The organism is Streptomyces sp. cg40, assembly GCF_050320165.1.
Taxonomy (GTDB): domain Bacteria; phylum Actinomycetota; class Actinomycetes; order Streptomycetales; family Streptomycetaceae; genus Streptomyces; species Streptomyces hokutonensis.
The window spans coordinates 1,410,486-1,428,596 of record NZ_CP190128.1; the positions used below are offsets into that span (position 1 = coordinate 1,410,486).

Annotated in this window: 19 protein-coding genes; 9 read left to right on the forward strand and 10 right to left on the reverse strand. The window is 70.6% G+C overall.

All coding sequences use genetic code 11. The annotated features are described in order from the left end of the window. The first annotated feature begins 271 nt into the window (after positions 1-271). The gene (locus tag ACQHII_RS06230; protein ID WP_427918281.1) at positions 272-748 is read left to right on the forward strand and encodes a DUF5709 domain-containing protein; all 477 of its coding nucleotides are present in this window, start codon (positions 272-274) and stop codon (positions 746-748) included. Positions 749-799: 51 nt separating this feature from the next. Then, positions 800-1,072, forward strand: coding sequence for a type B 50S ribosomal protein L31 (locus ACQHII_RS06235; protein ID WP_427918282.1), 273 nt, complete (start codon positions 800-802; stop codon positions 1,070-1,072). 44 nt (positions 1,073-1,116) lie between these two features. Here ACQHII_RS06235 and ACQHII_RS06240 read toward each other — a convergent pair whose 3' ends face one another. Then, positions 1,117-1,908, reverse strand: a complete 792-nt coding sequence (locus tag ACQHII_RS06240) for a metal-dependent hydrolase (RefSeq protein WP_359612795.1) — start codon at positions 1,906-1,908, stop codon at positions 1,117-1,119. 145 nt (positions 1,909-2,053) lie between these two features. On the opposite strand from ACQHII_RS06240, the gene ACQHII_RS06245 reads away from it, so the two are divergent. Both ACQHII_RS06245 and ACQHII_RS06250 read left to right on the forward strand, forming a co-directional pair. Further along, complete coding sequence (locus tag ACQHII_RS06245) at positions 2,054-4,567, forward strand: DUF3516 domain-containing protein (RefSeq protein ID WP_427918283.1); 2,514 nt, start codon at positions 2,054-2,056, stop codon at positions 4,565-4,567. A 19-nt stretch (positions 4,568-4,586) separates the two neighbouring features. After that, on the forward strand, positions 4,587-5,450 hold the full coding sequence (locus ACQHII_RS06250) for an acyl-CoA thioesterase (protein WP_427918284.1): 864 nt from the start codon (positions 4,587-4,589) through the stop codon (positions 5,448-5,450). A 21-nt stretch (positions 5,451-5,471) separates the two neighbouring features. Here ACQHII_RS06250 and ACQHII_RS06255 read toward each other — a convergent pair whose 3' ends face one another. After that, the gene (locus ACQHII_RS06255; RefSeq protein ID WP_427918285.1) at positions 5,472-6,398 is read right to left on the reverse strand and encodes a DUF6397 family protein; all 927 of its coding nucleotides are present in this window, start codon (positions 6,396-6,398) and stop codon (positions 5,472-5,474) included. Between the two features lie 126 nt (positions 6,399-6,524). Continuing rightward, positions 6,525-6,938 carry a roadblock/LC7 domain-containing protein gene (locus tag ACQHII_RS06260; RefSeq protein ID WP_019062680.1) on the reverse strand — a complete coding sequence of 138 codons (414 nt, stop codon included), beginning with the start codon at positions 6,936-6,938 and terminating at the stop codon, positions 6,525-6,527. Between the two features lie 92 nt (positions 6,939-7,030). Here ACQHII_RS06260 and ACQHII_RS06265 point away from each other — a divergent pair, with 92 nt between their 5' ends. Then, a complete protein-coding gene (locus tag ACQHII_RS06265; RefSeq protein WP_200708986.1) occupies positions 7,031-7,459 on the forward strand; it encodes a PPOX class F420-dependent oxidoreductase in 429 nt (142 codons plus the stop codon). A gap of 9 nt (positions 7,460-7,468) precedes the next feature. Here ACQHII_RS06265 and ACQHII_RS06270 read toward each other — a convergent pair whose 3' ends face one another. The 5 genes from ACQHII_RS06270 to ACQHII_RS06290 all read right to left on the reverse strand — a co-directional run bounded on the left by ACQHII_RS06270 (position 7,469) and on the right by ACQHII_RS06290 (position 12,492). After that, positions 7,469-8,074, reverse strand: a complete 606-nt coding sequence (locus ACQHII_RS06270) for a GTP-binding protein (RefSeq protein ID WP_427918286.1) — start codon at positions 8,072-8,074, stop codon at positions 7,469-7,471. 182 nt (positions 8,075-8,256) lie between these two features. Beyond that, positions 8,257-8,670, reverse strand: coding sequence for a DUF742 domain-containing protein (locus ACQHII_RS06275; RefSeq protein WP_427918287.1), 414 nt, complete (start codon positions 8,668-8,670; stop codon positions 8,257-8,259). A 22-nt stretch (positions 8,671-8,692) separates the two neighbouring features. Continuing rightward, complete coding sequence (locus ACQHII_RS06280) at positions 8,693-9,130, reverse strand: roadblock/LC7 domain-containing protein (RefSeq protein WP_019069336.1); 438 nt, start codon at positions 9,128-9,130, stop codon at positions 8,693-8,695. Further along, positions 9,127-11,655 (reverse strand): sensor histidine kinase, encoded by a 2,529-nt coding sequence (locus ACQHII_RS06285; protein ID WP_427918288.1) that lies wholly within the window; start codon positions 11,653-11,655, stop codon positions 9,127-9,129. Before ACQHII_RS06285 ends, ACQHII_RS06280 begins: the two co-directional genes overlap by 4 nt. A gap of 63 nt (positions 11,656-11,718) precedes the next feature. Next, on the reverse strand, positions 11,719-12,492 hold the full coding sequence (locus ACQHII_RS06290; protein WP_427918289.1) for an MHYT domain-containing protein: 774 nt from the start codon (positions 12,490-12,492) through the stop codon (positions 11,719-11,721). Positions 12,493-12,644: 152 nt separating this feature from the next. Here ACQHII_RS06290 and ACQHII_RS06295 point away from each other — a divergent pair, with 152 nt between their 5' ends. The 3 genes from ACQHII_RS06295 to ACQHII_RS06305 all read left to right on the forward strand — a co-directional run bounded on the left by ACQHII_RS06295 (position 12,645) and on the right by ACQHII_RS06305 (position 14,701). Continuing rightward, entirely contained in the window at positions 12,645-13,244 is a 600-nt protein-coding gene (locus ACQHII_RS06295) for a class I SAM-dependent methyltransferase (protein WP_427918290.1), read from the forward strand. A gap of 134 nt (positions 13,245-13,378) precedes the next feature. Further along, on the forward strand, positions 13,379-13,675 hold the full coding sequence (locus tag ACQHII_RS06300; RefSeq protein WP_427918291.1) for a hypothetical protein: 297 nt from the start codon (positions 13,379-13,381) through the stop codon (positions 13,673-13,675). A 135-nt stretch (positions 13,676-13,810) separates the two neighbouring features. Next, positions 13,811-14,701, forward strand: a complete 891-nt coding sequence (locus tag ACQHII_RS06305; protein ID WP_427918292.1) for a hypothetical protein — start codon at positions 13,811-13,813, stop codon at positions 14,699-14,701. 131 nt (positions 14,702-14,832) lie between these two features. Here ACQHII_RS06305 and ACQHII_RS06310 read toward each other — a convergent pair whose 3' ends face one another. Together ACQHII_RS06310 and ACQHII_RS06315 are read right to left on the reverse strand one after the other, a co-directional pair. Beyond that, positions 14,833-15,015, reverse strand: a complete 183-nt coding sequence (locus ACQHII_RS06310) for a hypothetical protein (RefSeq protein ID WP_019069330.1) — start codon at positions 15,013-15,015, stop codon at positions 14,833-14,835. Between the two features lie 153 nt (positions 15,016-15,168). Beyond that, entirely contained in the window at positions 15,169-16,233 is a 1,065-nt protein-coding gene (locus ACQHII_RS06315) for a fatty acid desaturase family protein (protein WP_427918293.1), read from the reverse strand. A 377-nt stretch (positions 16,234-16,610) separates the two neighbouring features. On the opposite strand from ACQHII_RS06315, the gene rox reads away from it, so the two are divergent. After that, positions 16,611-18,041 carry a rifampin monooxygenase gene (gene rox, locus ACQHII_RS06320; protein ID WP_427925241.1) on the forward strand — a complete coding sequence of 477 codons (1,431 nt, stop codon included), beginning with the start codon at positions 16,611-16,613 and terminating at the stop codon, positions 18,039-18,041. Positions 18,042-18,111: the final 70 nt, after the last annotated feature.

The window sequence follows — 18,111 nt, forward strand, 5'->3', positions numbered from 1 at the left end:
GGTGAGGGCTGGTCGCGCCCACGCGGCGGAGCCGCACACGTCGCGGCCCCGCGCCCCTGACGGGGCACGGTCCCGGCGTGCCGTCGCCCCTGCTCCGGGCCCGTGCCGTTGCGCGCGGGGGAAAAGGGGTGGAAGGCTGGGGAGCGGCACCGGTTCGGGGAGTGCCCGGGGACCATGTGGTCCGTGCCGGGCTCCGCCTGTGCCCCGCACAGCGGCGGCCCGCCGCCGAGCGCGGTGAGTACGGGCCGGTCCCCACCACCTGGAGGTACCCGTGAACAGCGTCGACGGATGGGGAGACGACGTCTACCAGCCCGACGGATCCGAGGTACAGGACGACGCGGGCCTGCTCGACGCGGAGGACACCCTCCTGGCCGACGGTGTCGAGGACCCCCTCGACCGCGGCTGGTCGCCACCGGACCGCCCCTGGGCGGTGGAACGCGCCGATGTCACGGCGGCCGAACGTCAGCACGGTGAGACGCTCGACCAGCGCCTCGCCGAGGAGGTCCCGGATCTCGTGGTGCCCGACGGCGACGGCCTCGGCGACTCCGAGGACACCGACGGCGAACTCCTGGACATCGAGGTCGGTGACCTCCGCTCCGGTCGGCTCGTGGCACCGAACGAAGGGGCGCACGAGGACGAGGAGAGCGGTCTGATCGCCACCGACGTGGGCATCGACGGCGCGGCGGCCTCGGCCGAGGAGGCCGCGATGCACATCGTCGACGAGGACGAGGGTTCGCTCTACGGCTGACCCCGCCGTCCCTCGGCCGCTGCCCACACACCCGGCACAGGAGGAACAGTCATGCAGCAGGACAAACAGCCCGACTACCACCCCGTGGTCTTCCGCGACCGCTCCGCCGGATACGCCTTCCTGACCCGGTCCACCGCGACCAGTGACCGGACCATCGACTGGGACGACGGCGAGACCTACCCGGTCGTGGACGTGGAGATCTCCTCGGAGAGCCACCCCTTCTACACCGGCAAGGCCAGGACGGTGGACTCGGAGGGCCGCGTCGCCCAGTTCGAGCGGCGCTACGGCGGCGGAGCGGCGGGCCAGGGTTCCGGCGGGGCGTGAGCCGCTGCCCGCACCGACGCCGGAACCGAGGTCGAGGCCGGGCCTCAGATCACGTTGAGGGCCGCCGCGCAGCCCACTCCCCCGAGCAGTATGAACACCGGCATCAGGACCTTGAGCTCGACCCAGCTGCCCGCGCGGAACCGCATCACCTTCGGCGGCCCGATGGGGTACCAGCGCTTGCGGCCCAGCGGGATCGGCCACAGGATCGGGCAGCCGGAGACGGTCAGCGCGTCCCCGATGTCGTGCACCAGCGCGCCCAGCACGACCGGCAGGCCCAGCCACAGGTACTGGTGCTGATCCGTGAACAGCCAGTCCGAACCGTTGCCCGGCTTGTCCAGCACTCCGGCCAGGATCCACGCGCTCGTCGCCGCCAGCAGCCACACCAGGATGTCGCTGCTGGAGCCGCGGGCCGCCCGCCACAGCAGGCCCTCGATGGCCAGCACCATGTGCACGAAGAGGATCGCCAGCACTCCCCAGCGACCGCCCAGGATCGCCACGCCCGCGCTCCCCGCCCCGATCAGGACCGCCCACAGCCAGGTGTGGGTGAGGGTGCGGTGCCCGCCGTTGCGGCGCGGGTCGCCCTGCTTCCTGGTCCCCTTGTAGACGGCGTACGAGAGCTTGTCGACGACCTCGCACACGGTCCGGGAGACGGGTCCGAAGGCCCGCGAGATGGTCGCCGCCTTGTGGTCGAGGTCCGGGGCGAGCGCGGCGCCGGCGCAGATCAGGGCGCCGACCAGGACCACCGGCCAGGGCATCGGATGCCCGGCCGCGGCGGTCGCCGCTCCGACGCCGAGCCAGGCCGCCGCTCCCGACAGTGAGTGTGCTGGTCCCATCATGGCCGTTCCCCGCCCCATTCCTCTTACGCCGCCGGTCAGTTGCTCGGGCGCCCTGACACTCCGTCGGCGACACAGCGTAGCGGTAGCGATCTTCGTCTCCGCAGCCGATTCCCCCATCGGCCACGGCGCCAGGCAAGATGGGGTCGTGACCCTCATCGACCAGTTGCCGCCGACCGCAGATCCCGACGCCCTCTACGAAGCCTTCGAGTCGTGGGCCCAGGAGCGCGGTCTCACGCTCTACCCCCATCAGGAGGAGGCGCTGATCGAGGTGGTCTCCGGTGCGAACGTGATCGTGTCGACGCCCACCGGCTCCGGCAAGAGCATGATCGCCGCCGGTGCGCACTTCGCCGCGCTGGCCCGGGACGAGGTCACCTTCTACACCGCCCCGATCAAGGCGCTGGTCTCGGAGAAGTTCTTCGAGCTGTGCAAGATGTTCGGCACCGAGAACGTCGGCATGCTGACCGGCGACGCGTCCGTCAACTCGGACGCCCCCATCATCTGCTGCACCGCGGAGGTCCTCGCGTCGATCGCGCTGCGCGACGGCAAGCACGCCGACGTCGGCCAGGTCGTCATGGACGAGTTCCACTTCTACGCGGAGGCGGACCGCGGCTGGGCCTGGCAGATCCCGATCCTTGAGCTGCCGCAGGCGCAATTCATCCTGATGTCGGCCACGCTCGGCGACGTCGCGATGTTCGAGAAGGACCTCACCCGGCGCACCGGGCGCCCCACCTCGGTGGTCCGCTCGGCGGTCCGGCCGGTGCCGCTGTCCTACGAGTACAAGCTGACTCCGCTCACCGAGACGCTGACCGAACTGCTGGAGACCCGGCAGGCGCCGGTCTACATCGTGCACTTCACCCAGGCGCAGGCCGTGGAGCGGGCGCAGGCGCTGATGAGCATCAACATGTCCTCGCGCGAGGAGAAGGACCAGATCGCCGAGCTGATCGGCAACTTCCGCTTCACCACCAAGTTCGGCCGCAATCTCTCCCGTTACGTGCGGCACGGCATCGGTGTGCACCACGCCGGCATGCTGCCCAAGTACCGGCGCCTGGTGGAAAAGCTCGCGCAGGCGGGCCTGTTGAAGGTCATCTGCGGTACGGACACGCTCGGGGTGGGCGTCAACGTGCCCATCCGCACAGTGCTGTTCACGGCGCTGGCCAAGTACGACGGCGTTCGGGTGCGCACGCTGCGCGCCCGTGAGTTCCACCAGATCGCGGGCCGCGCGGGCCGCGCCGGTTTCGACACGGCGGGGCTCGTCGTCGCCCAGGCTCCGGAACACGTCGTCGAGAACGAGAAGGCGCTCGCCAAGGCGGGCGACGACCCGAAGAAGCGCCGGAAGGTCGTGCGCAAGAAGGCGCCCGAGGGTTTCGTCGGGTGGACGGAAGGCACCTTCGAGAAGCTCATCACCTCGGAGCCCGAGCCGCTCACGTCCCGGTTCCGGGTCACCCACACGATGCTGCTGTCGGTCATCGCCCGTCCGGGCAACGCCTTCGAGGCGATGCGGCATCTCCTGGAGGACAACCACGAGCCGCGCAAGCAGCAGTTGCGGCACATCCGGCGCGCGATCGCGATCTACCGCTCGCTTCTGGACGGCGGCATCGTCGAGAAGCTCGACACCCCGGACGCCGAGGGCCGCATCGTGCGCCTCACGGTCGACCTGCAGCAGGACTTCGCCCTCAACCAGCCGCTGTCGACCTTCGCGCTCGCCGCGTTCGAGCTGCTCGACCCCGAGTCGCCGTCGTACGCGCTGGACATGGTGTCCGTCGTCGAGTCCACGCTGGACGACCCGCGGCAGATCCTGGCCGCCCAGCAGAACAAGGCGCGCGGTGAGGCCGTGGCGGCGATGAAGGCGGACGGCGTCGAGTACGAGGACCGCATGGAGCGCCTCCAGGACGTCAGTTACCCCAAGCCGCTGGAGGAGTTGCTCTTCCACGCGTACAACACGTACCGCAAGAGCCACCCCTGGGTAGGCGACCACCCGCTGTCGCCGAAGTCCGTGATCCGTGACATGTACGAACGGGCCATGTCCTTCACGGAGTTGACCTCCTACTACGAGCTGGCGCGCACCGAGGGCATCGTGCTGCGCTACCTCGCCGGCGCCTTCAAGGCCCTCGACCACACCGTCCCGGACGACCTCAAGTCCGAGGACCTGGAGGATCTGATCGCCTGGCTCGGCGAGATGGTGCGCCAGGTCGACTCCAGCCTGCTGGACGAGTGGGAGCAGCTGGCCAACCCGGAGGAGATGACCGCCGAGGAGGCCCAGGAGAAGGCCGACCAGGTCAAGCCGGTCACCGCGAACTCGCGCGCCTTCCGGGTCCTCGTCCGCAACGCGATGTTCCGCCGGGTCGAGCTGGCCGCCCTCGACCATGTCGCGGAACTGGGCGAGATGGACGCCGAGTCCGGCTGGGACGCGGACGCGTGGGGCGAGGCGATGGACAAGTACTGGGACGAGTACGAGGACCTCGGCACCGGCCCCGACGCCCGCGGGCCCAAGCTGCTGCTCATCGAGGAGGAGCCGCAGCACAACCTGTGGCGCGTTCGGCAGATCTTCGCCGACCCGAACGGCGATCATGACTGGGGCATCAGCGCGGAGATCGATCTCGCGGCCTCCGACGCGGAGGGCCGCGCGGTCGTCCGTGTCACCGACGTCGGCCAGCTGTGAGCACAGGAGAATCCCACCCATGACGAACCCGGCAGAGCGGCTCGTCGACCTGCTCGACCTGGAGCAGATCGAGGTCAACATCTTCCGTGGCCGCAGCCCGCACGAGTCCCTCCAGCGGGTCTTCGGCGGCCAGGTGGCCGGCCAGGCCCTGGTCGCCGCCGGGCGCACCACGGAGGGCGACCGGCCCGTGCACTCGCTGCACGCGTACTTCCTGCGCCCGGGCCGGCCGGGCGTGCCCATCGTGTACCAGGTCGAGCGGGTGCGGGACGGGCGGTCGTTCACCACCCGCCGGGTCACCGCCGTGCAGCAGGGCCGCACGATCTTCAATCTCACCGCCTCCTTCCACAAGCCTGAGCAAGGTCCTTTCGAGCACCAGCTGCCACCCCGGGAGGTCCCGGACCCGGAGTCCCTGCCGACGGTGTCGGAAGAGGTACGGGGCCATCTGGGCATGCTGCCGGAGCAGTTGGAGCGGATGGCACGCCGTCAGCCCTTCGACATCCGGTACGCGGACGGGCTGCGCTGGAGCGCCGAGGAGATCAAGGACGCCGAGCCGCGCAGCGCCGTGTGGATGCGCGCGGTGGGTCCGCTCGGCGATGATCCGCTGGTGCACACCTGTGCGTTGACGTACGCCAGCGACATGACGCTCTTGGACGCCGTCCGGATCCCCGTCGAACCCCTGTGGGGGCCGCGGAACTTCGACATGGCGTCGCTGGACCACGCCATGTGGTTCCACCGGCCGTTCCGCGCGGACGAGTGGTTCCTGTACGACCAGGAGTCCCCGATCGCGACGGGCGGCCTCGGTCTGGCCCGTGGGCGCATCTACGACAGGGAGGGACGCCTGCTCGTCTCGGTCGTCCAGGAAGGGCTGTTCAGAGCGCTGTAGTCGGTGGCCGTGCGCCGCGGCTCACGCGTTTCTGCGGCGCAGCCAGCTCAGCATGCCGCGTGATCGCCCGGGTTCCGGCGCCGGCTCGGTCGGGTGCTCGCTCGGGGTCGGAGGTGGTCCGGCCAGGCGCTCGCTCGGGGGCAGCGGTGTTCCGGCCGGTTGGGAGACGGGGCGCGGTGCCGGGCGATGGCGTCGCGCCTCCTCCAGTACCTGGGCCAGGTCCGCCCGCAGCCAGCTGATCTCGTCCGGATGGTCCGCCGTCATGATCCGCTCGGCGAGGTGGGCGGAGGGCGAGCCCGGAGCTCCGTGGGCGAGCGGGTCGGGCCGGAACCGGTTCAAGTGGGCGCGCTCGTAGGAGTCCGGGACGATCTCGGCCACTTGGACGGGGTCGAGCAAGGCGGACAGAGCACCTGCCCGTTCCCACGGGCCGTCCGCCTCGCGCAGCAGGAATCCGAGATGGCGTCCGCGCCAGTTGCGGGGCCGCAGGTCCAGTCCCTCCTGGAGCTGGTCGCGCAGCCCTTCGGGCGTACGGCCGTTCAGCAGTGAGGTGTGGTTCTTGTCGGTGGCGAACTGCCTTAGTTCTTCGGCGAGATAGAGCCAGACCACGGCCCTGTAGCGGTTCAGATAAAACCTCACCGGCACCACCAGTCCCAGCCGGGCGAGGCGGGTGAACCTGGCGGAGGTGACTTCCATGAGGGCCGCGCCGTCCGTGGTGCCCACGGTCCTGACGCTCTCCGCGAGCGATTCCGGGAATCCCTCCGCCGAGCGCAGCCGGTCGATCTCGGTGCGGGCGACGCGTCGGCCGCCGCCCCCTTCGTCGGGCACGGTGCGGATGCGTCCGAGATGGACGGCGAGGTCGAACTCGCCTCGTTTGAGGCCCAGTTCCCGTGCCGCGCGACTCGGCGTGCACGAGAGTTCCGTCGGTGTGGTGATGGTGTTGCCTGCCATGGTCGATCTCCCCCGTGGAGTCCGTTGCTCACGCTGTGTGCGTTCGCGATGAACAAACCGTAGCCGGTTCGGGGAATCTCGCGGCAAGCCTGTGGATAACTCTGCGGGAGCAGGCGGACTCGCAGGTCAGAGGTCTGTGACGGGAGTTCGCTCGGGCTGCCGGGCGTCCACGCCGAGGTGTTCGCCGACGCGGTTGACGAGCAGTGTCATCTCGTAGGCGATCTGGCCGATGTCCGCGTCCGCGCCGCTGAGGACGCACAGACAGCTGCCGCTGCCCGCGGCGGTGACGAAGAGGACGGCGTCGTCGAACTCGATCATCGTCTGTCGCACCCCGCCGGCGCCGAAGTGGCGTCCCGAACCCTTGGCCAGGCTGTGCAGTCCGGACGAGACGGCGGCGAGGTGTTCGGCGTCCTCACGGCGAAGTCCCGTGCTCGCGCCGGTCACCAGTCCGTCGTTGGACAGGACCAGAGCGTGGCGCACGTGCTCGACGCGCTCGGTCAGATCGTCCAGCAGCCAGCTCAGTCCCTGGTTCTGCGCCATGTTCCGGCCTTCCCGTGTCGCGTCTCCCCCTGGCCGGAGGATCTCCCGTCAGCCTTCACCACGCCCGACGCCCGGGCAAGGAGGATAGGGGCATGGCACAGAACATGACCGACGAGGAATGGCGGGCGTTCGTCTCGCACGGCACGCGCACGGGCAAGCTGTCGACCGTTCGCGCCGATGGGAGCCCACATGTGGCGCCGATCTGGTTCCTGCTCGACGGGGACGACGTGGTGTTCAACACCGCGAAAGGAACGGTAAAAGGGCGCAATCTGGCCCGTGATGGGCGAGTCGCCCTCTGCGTGGACGACGATCGGCCGCCGTTCGACTTCGTGGTGCTGCAGGGGCGCGCCGCATTGTCGGAGGAACCGGGCGAACTCCGGTACTGGGCAGCCCGGATCGGGGCCCGGTACATGGGCGAGGAGCGTGCCGAGGAGTTCGGCGCCCGCAATGGGGTACCGGGCGAACTCCTCGTTCGCGTCACGGTCGAGAAGGTGGTGGCCTTGAAGGGGATCTCGGAGTGAGCGCTCCGGTCAGCCCACCGAGTCGAGCATCCGGGCGGTGTGCATCCGTCCGGCGTACTCGACGAGCCGGATCAGCACCTCCTTACCCGAGTCGCGGTCCCGGGCGTCGCAGAGGACCACCGGCGTTCCCCGGTCGAGGTCCAGGGCGCGGGAGACGTCATGGGCGCCGTAACTGCGGGCGCCCGTGAAGCAGTTGACGGCCACCACGAACGGGATGTGCCGGTGCTCGAAGTAGTCGACCGCGGGGAAGCAGTCCTCCAGTCGCCGGGTGTCCGCGAGGACCACGGCTCCCAGGGCTCCCTGCGACAGTTCGTCCCACAGGAACCAGAAGCGGTCCTGGCCCGGTGTGCCGAACAGGTAGAGGGAGAGGCCGGACCTGATGGTGATGCGGCCGAAGTCCATGGCGACGGTCGTCGTGACCTTCTGGTCCACGCCGTCGGTGTCGTCCACCAACTGGCCGGCCTCGCTGAGGAGTTCCTCGGTGCGCAGCGGCCTGATCTCACTGACCGCGCCCACCATGGTGGTCTTGCCCACGCCGAATCCGCCGGCGACCAGGATCTTCAACGCGAGGGCGGTCGTCTCGCCGCCTTCGACGTCGGAGTGCTCGGAGACCATCGATCACTTCTCTCGGGAGTGCCGGCAACGGTCGACGTCCGTAGGTGTGCATCGTGGCAAGTACGGCCCTGTCCTGGGCGGTTGGACCGCTATTTGCCCGATGTGACCGTCTCGCGCCTGTTCGGTGTACGGAAGGGTGCACAAGTCGTCGTCGTACGCGTTCGAGTGGTGCTGAAGTTTCGTCACAGTGCCCGGAGTCCCTCGATCACCTCGCGCAGAATCCGTTCGTCAGGAAGCTGCGCGGGCGGCACGGGACGGCTGACGGTGACACAGCCGAGCTCCAGGAGGTCGCCCAGGAGCACCCTGACCACGCCCAGGGGGAGGTCCGCTCCGGCGGCCAGTTCGGCGACGGACTGGGTTTCCGTACGGCACAGGTCGACGAGGGCCCGGTGTTCCGGTCCGAGCCCGGTGTCGTCGTCGAAGCCGGGCGCGCCCGCGTCCAGCGTGACCAGCGCGATCAGGTCGAACCGCACTCCTGTGGGGCCCGGTTTGGTACGTCCGCCCGTCATGGCGTAGGGGCGGACAAGAGGCCCGGCCTCCTGGTCGTACCACTGGCTGCCCGGCTCGTGCGGGACACCGGTCATGTCTTCGGTCATCGGAGCGGACCGCCTTCTCGCCTCATCCGGCGGCGGGAGGCCGCGCACCGACGCGCGGCGGCGTGTACAGGTGCTCGCCGACGCGCTTGACCAGCCGTGCCATCTCGTACGCCACGAGGCCTATGTCGGCAGTCACAGAGGTGAGGACGGCGAGGCAGGAGCCGTCTCCGGCCGCCGCCACGAACAGGAAGCCGTCGTCCATCTCCACCATCGTCTGCCGCACTCCGCCGGCGCCGAAGTGCCGCCCCGCGCCCTTGGCCAGGCTGTTGAATCCGGAGGCGACCGCGGCGAGGTGTTCCGCGTCCTCGCGGTCGAGGTCGGTGGAGGCGCCGATGGCGAGGCCGTCGTTGGACAGCACCACGGCATGCCGCACCTCGCCGACGCGCATCACCAAGTCGTCCAGCAGCCAGTCGAGTTCGCCTGACCGCTGGGCGGCCCTCATGCTCGGGTCCTGGATCATGCGGGGTCTCCTTCGCTGCTGTCGCTGCCCGTTGCGGGTCCTGGGGTGGCGCCGCGGCCCGGCTGCCTGCCGCCGCCGCGCGTCCAGCCGTCGCGGTAGGCCGCCATCCGGTCCCGTACGACCTCCGGGCTGCGGTGGTCGTCGCGCGGTGCAGCCGGCGCCCGTTCCCGTTCCGCGGCGGGCTGTTCGCGGAGCTGGGGGGCGAGGTTCGCCTGCCGTACCCGGCGGGGGAGGTCGTCGCCCTCCTCGGGGCCCTCGGTGTCCTCGGGAGGTCGGTGCAGTCGCAAGGTGGTGACTCCAGGGGGCGGGGTGCCGTTCGCCGGTTCCGCCGCGGCCCGGGGCGGGGACACCAGGGCGGGTCGGTCGGCCGGTGCCGGGACGGACTCCTGGTGCGGGGTCGGGGACGGCACGCGCGCGTACTCGCGTTCCACGGCCCGCTGTCCGTCGTCCACCGCCGCGCGGGGCGCGCGTTCGGCCGCGCCGCCGTGCAGCAGGGCCGTCGGCAGCAGTACGACCGCTGTCGTTCCGCCGTAGGGCGAGGTTCTCAGGTGCACCTTGATGCCGTGGCGTGCGGCGAGCCTGCTGACCACGAAGAGGCCGAGCCGGTCGCTGTCGAAGAGGTCGAGGGCCTCGGACTGCTCGATGCGGCGGTTGGCCTCGGCCAGCGTCTCCGGGCCCATGCCCAGACCCCGGTCCTCGACCTCGACGGCATACCCGTTGCCGACGGGTTCGCCGGTGACCCGCACGCGCGTGTGCGGCGGCGAGAACTGGGCGGCGTTCTCGACGATCTCGGCGAGCAGGTGCGTGAGGTCGGCGACGGCCGTGCCGAGGACGGAGGCCTCGGGGAGTTGGCGTACCTCCACGCGCGCGTAGTCCTCGACTTCGGACACGGCGGCGCGCACGACGTTGGTCAGGGAGACCGGCATGCGCCAGGCCCGGCCGGGTGCCGCGCCGGAGAGGATGATCAGACTCTCGGCGTGCCGTCGCATACGGGTGGTGAGGTGGTCGAGGCGGAACAGGTCGCTCAGTTCGTTCGGGTCCTCGGAGCGGCGCTCCATGCTGTCCAGAAGGCTGAGCTGACGGTGCACCAGGACCTGGCTGCGGCGGGCGAGGTTGACGAAGACCCCGGAGATGCCGCTCGCGAGTTCGGCGCGTTCGACAGCGGCTCTCAGGGCGGCTCGGTGCACGGTGCCCAGGGCCTCGGCGACCTGCCCGGTCTCGTCCTCCGCAGCCGGTCCGGGCGGGGCCTCCGCGCGGACGTCGATCTCCTCCCCCGCGCGCAGTCTGCGCATGGCCTCGGGGAGTTTGTGGCGGGCGATCGCCAGGGCGTCGTTGCGCAGACTCACCAGCTCGACAACGAGACCGCGTCCGATGCGTACCGAGATGACGAGTGACGCGACGACGGCGGCGAGACCGAGCAGCACGGCGGCGCCGGCCGGGGTGAGCAGTCCTCGTGCGAACGGATCGGCGCGGTCCGCGACTCCGCCGCCCGCGTCCGCCTCGATGGCGCGCATGCCGTCCCGCACGCGTGCGTGCGCGTTGTTCCAGGTGCTCTCGGGGGCCGAGGCGATCGCACGGGTGGCCGAGTCGGCGGCGAGGACCTTGTCCTCGACCGCGCCGACCGCGGTGTACGCGCTGGAGTCGGCGAGGTTCCGCCAGGCGGTGCGTTCGGAGCCCCGCAGATCCGCGGTGGCGGAGTCGGTGAGGGTACGGCGTGTGTCGACGGCTCCGGTGAACAGGCGCAGCCGCTCCCCGTCGAGGCGTCCGTCGAGACGGGCACCGGCGAGCACCACGTCCTCCTGGGACAGCGATTCCTCGGCCCGGGAGAACTCCAGCAGCACGCGCGCGTCGGAGCCGAGGGCGGCGTCCTGGATTCCGGTGAGCGCCCCGCCCACGGCGAAGGCCGACGAGATGGTCCTCGTGTACTGCCCGTACGTCTCGTCCCAGCCCGCGCGGTGGGCGAGCACGTCGGCCCGCAGCGAGCGCAGTCGCTCTGCTCCGGTGACGAAGGTCTCCAGGCGTTGGGCGACTCCCGCCGGCAGTTCCTCGCCGTCGGCGACGGTGCTGGTGTCGCCGAGCCGCAGCCGGGCGACGGCCCGGTCCGTGTCCGCGGCCAGCCTCCTCAGGTCACCGCCCGGCTCGGCGCCGGGGTCGGTGGCGTAGCGCACCGCGGCCGACCGCTCGGCCTGCAGCGCGGCGACGGCGTCCGCGACGGGGCTGCGCACCGCCGAGTCCACGCGCTGCAACTGCCGCAGCCGCGCGACGTCCTGGGCGGTGCTGACGGTGGCGTACGCCCACAGGGCGAGCAAGGAGACGACCGGCACCATCAGCAGGCAGACGATCTTGGCCCGTACGGTGCGGGGACGCATCCGCCATCGTCCCGCGCGTGGGGGCACCTCGTCCTGCGGTGCGTCGAGGGGCTCGTCGAAGAGTTCGTCGGCGGGTGGTCCGGCGTGTGCGCGGCGACCGCGCACGGGTGGCGGCGTCTCGGCGCCGGCTCTGGGGGTCCTACGGGGGTTGCGCATGGCCTCCTCGCTCGGGAGTGGTTCGGGGCGTGCCGTTGCGGGCCCGGTCGGTCGGGCCGCTGGTCAGTGGGCGACGCTCTCGGCGGGCCGCTCAGCCGAGGCGGTCGCCTCGCGTTCTCCCGTCGTCGGCGACAGTGCGACGAACGCCGAGGTCAGGAACAGGTAGGACCCGAGTCCGACGGCGAGGGGGAAGATGAACTGCATCGCCGTGGCCCCGGGCAGGACCGAGCCGGAGGGGGTGACGTGCACGCGCACCGCGAACATCCCGGTGTAGTGCATGCTGGCGACGGCCGCCCCCATGACGAGCGATGCGACGGTGACCGCGATGGGCGACTTGATGTTGAGGGCCGCCCACAGGGCCGCGGTCGCCGCGACGACGGCGATCAAGACGGAGAGCCCGACGAGCATCGGGTCGTAGCTCACGTCGCCATGCAGGCGCACCGCAGCCATGCCCAGGTAGTGCATGCTCGCGACGCCCAGTCCGGTGGTGAGGCCGCCGAGGAAGAGCGCGCGGCCCCGGTCGCGGCCGTAGCCGACCGCGAAGACGCCGGCGCAGACGACGACGATGGCGACGAGGAGGCTGAGCACGGTCAGTGGTACGTCGTAGCGGATGTCGGTGCCGCTGACGCCGAAGCCGAGCATGGCCACGAAGTGCATGGTCCAGATGCCGGTGCCGAGCGCGGAGGCCGCGGTGACGAGCCAGTTGCGGCGCGAGCGGCCGGTGGCGCCGAGCGCGCGGACGGTGCAGCGCAGACCGAGTGCGGAGCCCATGCAGGCCATCACGTAGGACAGCACGGGGGTCAGCCAGCCGAAGGTCGCGTGGTCCAGGTGTCCCATGACCAGGGGACGCTAGTAGGGGCATGGGCGCACAAAGGGGGCGCATTTCGAAAGGTGTTGCAATATGACGCAGTCAGGCGCCTGAACGACCGCGTCACGCTCGAACGTGTGCACCGAAGCGTCATCCGTGTCGGTGAGGGATCATGCGGAACATGAACGACGACCACACGCATGTCCGGGAATTCTTCGGTGCACGCGCCGCGGACTGGGACAGCCGCTTCCCGGACGACGGTCCCGCCTACGCGGCAGCCGTCGCCGAACTCGCGCTGCGCGCCGGGGATCGCGTGCTCGACGCGGGCTGCGGGACCGGACGCGCCCTGCCGCCGCTCCGTGCGGCCGTGGGGCCCTCGGGAGTCGTGGTGGGGGCCGACCTGACCCCGGCCATGCTGGAGGCCGCCGTACGGGCCGGACGCGGCCGTGACGGGTGCCTGCTGCTCGCCGATGTGGCCGCGCTGCCGCTGCGGCCGGAGTCGCTCAATGCCGTGTTCGCGGCGGGACTGATCGCGCACCTGCCCCAACCGGAGGTGAATCTGCGGGAGTTGGGGCGTGTGGTGCGCCCGGGCGGCACGCTGGCCCTGTTCCACCCGATCGGCCGCGCGGCACTCGCGGCGCGCCAGGGACGGCAGATCACCCCGGACGACCTCCGCGCGGAGCCCAATCTCCGTCCGCTGCTCGCCCGTTCCGGGTGGGGCATGACGTCGTACACCGACGAGGACGACCGCTTCCTGGCGCTGGCCGTGCGCGAGGGCTGAGCCGCACCGCCGGGGGACGCCCGAAGCCCTTCACCGCAGCGACCCCCTTCTGTCGCCGCAACTCCAACTCTAGGTTGGGTAGCAGTAGATGGACGGTCGACGACGGAACACCACGCAGGGGGAAGGTGGTCAGCATGTTCGACAGGCCCCGCAAGACCTTCGCCAGACTTCTCGCCTCCACGCGCACGGAGCCCGGCGAGAGCCCCGAACGGCGGGGACACAACCTGTTCGAGGCCGCGGCCGTCTACGTCTCGGCACGCGCGGAGGACGACCAGGACCGGATCGACGAGGCCGCGGGCTGGGTGTCGCCGGAGGCGCTGTCCTTCGGAGTGAGTGAGCTGGCGTGCCGGGCCGTGGTCGCGCTTGCCAGGGAGCGCGACGAGTCGCCGCGGACGGTGGCCCGGGCCCTCCTCGGACTCCCTGCGGCCTGACACTTCGGGTCACCGGTGGTCGTTTCGCCCTGTCCAGACGGAAAACTGCAGCTCCGCGTGTACTTGGGAGTCGTGACAAGCGGCTTCCGGGCACACTAGGGTGCGCGCGGTTGGACGAACGATGGGGAGGCTGGGATGGCCGACACGGATGAAGAGGCCGTCGCCGCCGAGGACGACGCGCTCTATGTGCTCACGGCGGTGCTGCTGACGCCGGCGAAGTTCCCGAGTGTGCTGGGTGACGACTATCCGGAGGCCTGCGCCGCGCTCGGTATGGCGCCGCTCGCCGACGGCTACGGCCTGGTGCTCGGTCAGGACGGCGAAGGTGCGCGATGGACGGTCGTCATCGACGACGTGTCGCTGGTCGCGGTCGCCATCGCGTCCTGGGACTGCGGCATGGAGTACGACCTGTCGCCGAGCGAGCGCACGGTGGTCGCGGCGCTGCCGGGCTGGCCGCTCGCGGTCGCGGTCGCGGCCCCCAATGTGCCCGCGCCGCACGATCCGGACCCCGAACTCGTGGACCGGCCGCCGCTGACCCCGCCCGACACCACCACCTGGGGCCCGGCGCAGCGGCGGCTGGGCGCCGACGAGATCGCGCTCCAGTGGGCCGTGTGGCGGGAGCAGATCGACGACTCGGCCTTCCCGGCCCAGGACGAGGCGGGCGAGGCCTCGGAGCCGTCGCCGGGTGACGTCGCCTCCGAAGACCCGTCCGAAGCGGACGAGGTCGCTTCGGACGGCGGCGGAGAAGGGCCGCAGGCGGGCCACAGCGGGGTCCGCAGGGTGCTGACGGAGGCTCGGGCGTATGTGGACGCCCCGCCGCCCCTCGGTCGCGTCAGATCGTCCTTCGCGCCGGGTGAGGCGCGCACGCTGCGTGCCGACGGACCCGGGTGGTCGATGGTGGCCCGGACCGACGACATCGCGTTCGTCCTGCTCGACGAGGAGCCGGGCGAGGTGCTGCCGGTGGGCCGGGGCCCCGAGTTGCCGGGCCTCCTGGAGGCGCTGGACAAGCTTGCCGTGAGGCCCAGTTGAGCGGCCGTACGCGCCGCTCGTAGTCGGGTACCGTCCGCGAAGCTGCCGTCAGCAGCCCCGCGGACGGTGCTGTGCTGTTCTCTGCTCCCGCGCGCCGGACGGGGGCGCGGTGGGGCGTCGGTGTGTCGGTGTCAGCGGCCGATCTCCTTGCCCGCGACACGGCGCAGCCGGCGCCGCTGCGAGGGATCCAGCGTGAGATACGCGGCGGCCGGCACTCCCACGACTATCAGGAATGAGACCCACCAGGGCAGCCAGATCAACAGGATCAGTCCGACCGCCACACCTCCTACAACGATCTTCGTGTTCCTCGACATGTGTTGCCTCCTCCGCGGCCACGGCCGCTCTCTGATGTGAAAACGGGTCCACGCCTCCCACAGTTCCGGACCGCGACCCTGAGACATCCCTGAGACGTTTCCCCTACTGGTCCCCGATGGCAACCTGTCCTCGGGCCGTCGGCCGCTCCGTCGTCACTCCGTCCACTCCGGCCTCAGCGGCTCCCCCACCTCGTGGAGGTGGCGCAGGGCCTGTCGGTAGGAGTCGACGAGCCCGGTCTCCACGTAAGGGATACCCACATCCTCGCAGTGCGCGCGCACGAGCGGCTGGGCGAGCCGCAGACTGGGCCGCGGCATGCTCGGGAAGAGGTGGTGTTCGACCTGGTAGTTGAGCCCGCCGAGGAACCAGTCCGTCAGGGGGCCGCCCCGGATGTTCCGTGAGGTGAGCACCTGGCGACGCAGATGACCCCATCGCTCACCGTTCGGGTCCGGCATCTCCATGCCCTTGTGGTTGGGGGCGAAGGCCAGACCGAGGTGCAGTCCGAACAGGGCCTGGTGCAGCGCGGCGAACGCGAGCGCCTTACCCGGGGACATCGAGGTCAGCAGCAGCATGGCGTAGGCCGCGACATGGCCCACCAGGAGCGCGCCTTCGACCGTCCGTTCACGCCGGGGCTGCCGCCGCAGGTCCTGGAAACCGTGCACCTTGAGGGCGACGCCTTCGAGCAGGGTCAGCGGGAAGAACAGCCAGGCCTGGTTGCGGGTGAGCCAACGCCGGAAACCGGAACGGTCCTTGGCCTGCTCACCGGTGAACACGAGGATGTCGGCGACGACGTCCGGGTCCTTGTCGATGTGGTTGGGGTTGGCGTGGTGGCGGTTGTGCTTGTCGTTCCACCAGGAGTAGCTCATTCCCAGCAGCAGGTTGCCGTGGATCAGGCCGACGAGGCGGTTGGCGGCCCTGCCGCCGGCGATCTGGGAGTGCCCGGCGTCGTGGCCTATGAAGGCCGTCCGGGCGCCGAACACGGCGAGCAGCGGGGCCAGGAGAAGGGTTGTCCAGGAGTCGCCGATCAGGACGATGCCGGTCGCGATGCCGGCCAGTGCGAGGGCGTTGGCGGAGACGCAGAGCGCGTACCAGGCGCGTCGCCGCTCCAGTAGACCTCGGCTCCTGACCGTGCGCAGGAGGGGCGCGAACTCGCTTCCCGGGGAGGGCGCTACGGCATCCCCGGGATCATGCGCGCCGACGACTGCGGTGGTCTGGGACATGTCCGGTCTCCGGCTCTCTCAGGCAACGGGGTGACCTGAGCAAACGTACGAATCGGTGACCGGTCGCGACCATGGCGGCACCCCCCGTGTCCGCACGGGGGTCACCCGGGTCCTCCCAGGGGGGTTGACGACACCCCTGGCGACCCGGTCCCGAGAAAACGAGCGTCCGGAGAAGTGCGTCGGAAAAAGGCAATGGCAAGGAGGTCGTGCACTCCTTGCCATACCCAAGGTATAGCGCGGTACGGGGCTTGCGGCAAGGCCCCCGTAGTGCCGCAAAATGACCGACCGAGGCCCGGACCTGCGGAAACTCGGGGTCCGTGAAACGGATGCCCTCAGGGCGGCCGACCGGAGAGCAATCTCTTTGAATGGGCGTTTCGATGACGGACGTGATCGTGGTCGGTGGCGGACCGACCGGCTTGATGTTGGCCTGCGAATTGCGGCTGCACGGTGTGCGTGTGGTCGTACTGGAGAAGTTGACCGAGCCCACCGGGGAGTCCCGTGGACAGGGTCTGCACGCGCGCAGCGTCGAGATCATGGACCAGCGCGGTCTGCTCGACCGGTTTCTTGCGACGAGTGAGAAGTTCGCCGTCGGTGGTCTCTTCGGCGGCATCGTCAAGCCCTGGCCGGACCGGTTGGACACGGCGCACCCCTATGGGGTCGCCACCCCGCAGCCGGTCACCGAGCGGCTGCTCGACGAACGAGCCGTCGAACTCGGTACCGAGATCCGGCGCGGCCATGAAGTCGTCGGGCTGAGCCAGGACGCGGCCGGGGTGACCGCCGAGTTGGCGGACGGCACGCGGCTCCGCTCGCAATACCTCGTCGGGTGCGACGGTGGCCGCAGCGTGGTGCGCAAGTCGCTCGGCGTCGGTTTCCCCGGGGAGCCCGCCACGGTCGAGACACTGCTGGGCGAGATGATGGTGACCGAGGATCCGGCCACCATCGCCGCCGCCGTCGAGGACGTCCGCAGGACCCAACTGCGGTTCGGCGTCAGTCCCGGCGAGAACGGCATGTACCGCGTCGTGGTGCCCGCGGACGGCGTGGCCGAGGACCGTGCGAACCCGCCGACCCTGGAGGACTTCAAACGGCAACTGAGGGCCGTCGCGGGCAGCGACTTCGGTGTGCACTCGCCGCGCTGGATGTCGCGGTTCGGCGACGCCACGCGGCAGGCCGAGCGCTACCGGGTCGACCGGGTGTTCCTGGCCGGCGACGCGGCGCACGTCCATCCACCGACCGGCGGCCAGGGGCTCAACCTCGGTGTGCAGGACGCGTTCAACCTCGGCTGGAAACTGGCCGCCGCGGTCAACGGATGGGCTCCGGAAGGGCTGTTGGACAGCTACCACGTCGAACGGCATCCGGTGGGCGCCCGCGTTCTCGACAACACGCGCGCGCAGATCACCCTCCTGGGGACCGATCCGGGTGCGACCGCACTACGGGGGCTGTTCTCCACGCTGATGGACTTCGAGGAGGTGAACCGGTACGTGACCGGGATGATCACCGCGGTCGGTATCCGCTACGACTTCGGCGACGACCATGAACTCGTCGGCCGGAGGATGCGGGACGTGAAGTTGACGCAAGGGCACCTCTACAGGCTGATGCACGGCGGCCGGGGACTGCTGCTCGACCGGACCGGCCGGCTCGCGGTGACCGGCTGGGCGGATCGTGTCGACCACGTCGTCGATGTCGTGGAAGACCCCGAACTGGGCGTACCCGCCGCCCTCTTGCGGCCGGACGGCCACGTGGCCTGGGTCGGTCACGACCAGAAGGGCCTCCTAGAACGGCTGCCCAAGTGGTTCGGTCCCCCGCGCTGAGCGCGGCATTCAGACCCGCGCCTGCCCGACGAGCGGCCGACACCCTGGATTCATCCGGCCGTCGACCGCG

What these genes read in the sequence shown, in the direction of transcription:
- ACQHII_RS06235 (WP_427918282.1), top strand. Translation starts at nt 800, where the DNA reads ATGCAGCAGGACAAACAGCCCGACTACCACCCCGTGGTCTTCCGCGAC.
- ACQHII_RS06240 (WP_359612795.1), bottom strand. Translation starts at nt 1,908, where the DNA reads ATGATGGGACCAGCACACTCACTGTCGGGAGCGGCGGCCTGGCTCGGC.
- ACQHII_RS06250 (WP_427918284.1), top strand. Translation starts at nt 4,587, where the DNA reads ATGACGAACCCGGCAGAGCGGCTCGTCGACCTGCTCGACCTGGAGCAG.
- ACQHII_RS06255 (WP_427918285.1), bottom strand. Translation starts at nt 6,398, where the DNA reads ATGGCAGGCAACACCATCACCACACCGACGGAACTCTCGTGCACGCCG.
- ACQHII_RS06260 (WP_019062680.1), bottom strand. Translation starts at nt 6,938, where the DNA reads ATGGCGCAGAACCAGGGACTGAGCTGGCTGCTGGACGATCTGACCGAG.
- ACQHII_RS06265 (WP_200708986.1), top strand. Translation starts at nt 7,031, where the DNA reads ATGGCACAGAACATGACCGACGAGGAATGGCGGGCGTTCGTCTCGCAC.
- ACQHII_RS06270 (WP_427918286.1), bottom strand. Translation starts at nt 8,074, where the DNA reads ATGGTCTCCGAGCACTCCGACGTCGAAGGCGGCGAGACGACCGCCCTC.
- ACQHII_RS06275 (WP_427918287.1), bottom strand. Translation starts at nt 8,670, where the DNA reads ATGACCGAAGACATGACCGGTGTCCCGCACGAGCCGGGCAGCCAGTGG.
- ACQHII_RS06280 (WP_019069336.1), bottom strand. Translation starts at nt 9,130, where the DNA reads ATGATCCAGGACCCGAGCATGAGGGCCGCCCAGCGGTCAGGCGAACTC.
- ACQHII_RS06285 (WP_427918288.1), bottom strand. Translation starts at nt 11,655, where the DNA reads ATGCGCAACCCCCGTAGGACCCCCAGAGCCGGCGCCGAGACGCCGCCA.
- ACQHII_RS06290 (WP_427918289.1), bottom strand. Translation starts at nt 12,492, where the DNA reads ATGGGACACCTGGACCACGCGACCTTCGGCTGGCTGACCCCCGTGCTG.
- ACQHII_RS06295 (WP_427918290.1), top strand. Translation starts at nt 12,645, where the DNA reads ATGAACGACGACCACACGCATGTCCGGGAATTCTTCGGTGCACGCGCC.
- ACQHII_RS06300 (WP_427918291.1), top strand. Translation starts at nt 13,379, where the DNA reads ATGTTCGACAGGCCCCGCAAGACCTTCGCCAGACTTCTCGCCTCCACG.
- ACQHII_RS06305 (WP_427918292.1), top strand. Translation starts at nt 13,811, where the DNA reads ATGGCCGACACGGATGAAGAGGCCGTCGCCGCCGAGGACGACGCGCTC.
- ACQHII_RS06310 (WP_019069330.1), bottom strand. Translation starts at nt 15,015, where the DNA reads ATGTCGAGGAACACGAAGATCGTTGTAGGAGGTGTGGCGGTCGGACTG.
- ACQHII_RS06315 (WP_427918293.1), bottom strand. Translation starts at nt 16,233, where the DNA reads ATGTCCCAGACCACCGCAGTCGTCGGCGCGCATGATCCCGGGGATGCC.
- rox (WP_427925241.1), top strand. Translation starts at nt 16,611, where the DNA reads ATGACGGACGTGATCGTGGTCGGTGGCGGACCGACCGGCTTGATGTTG.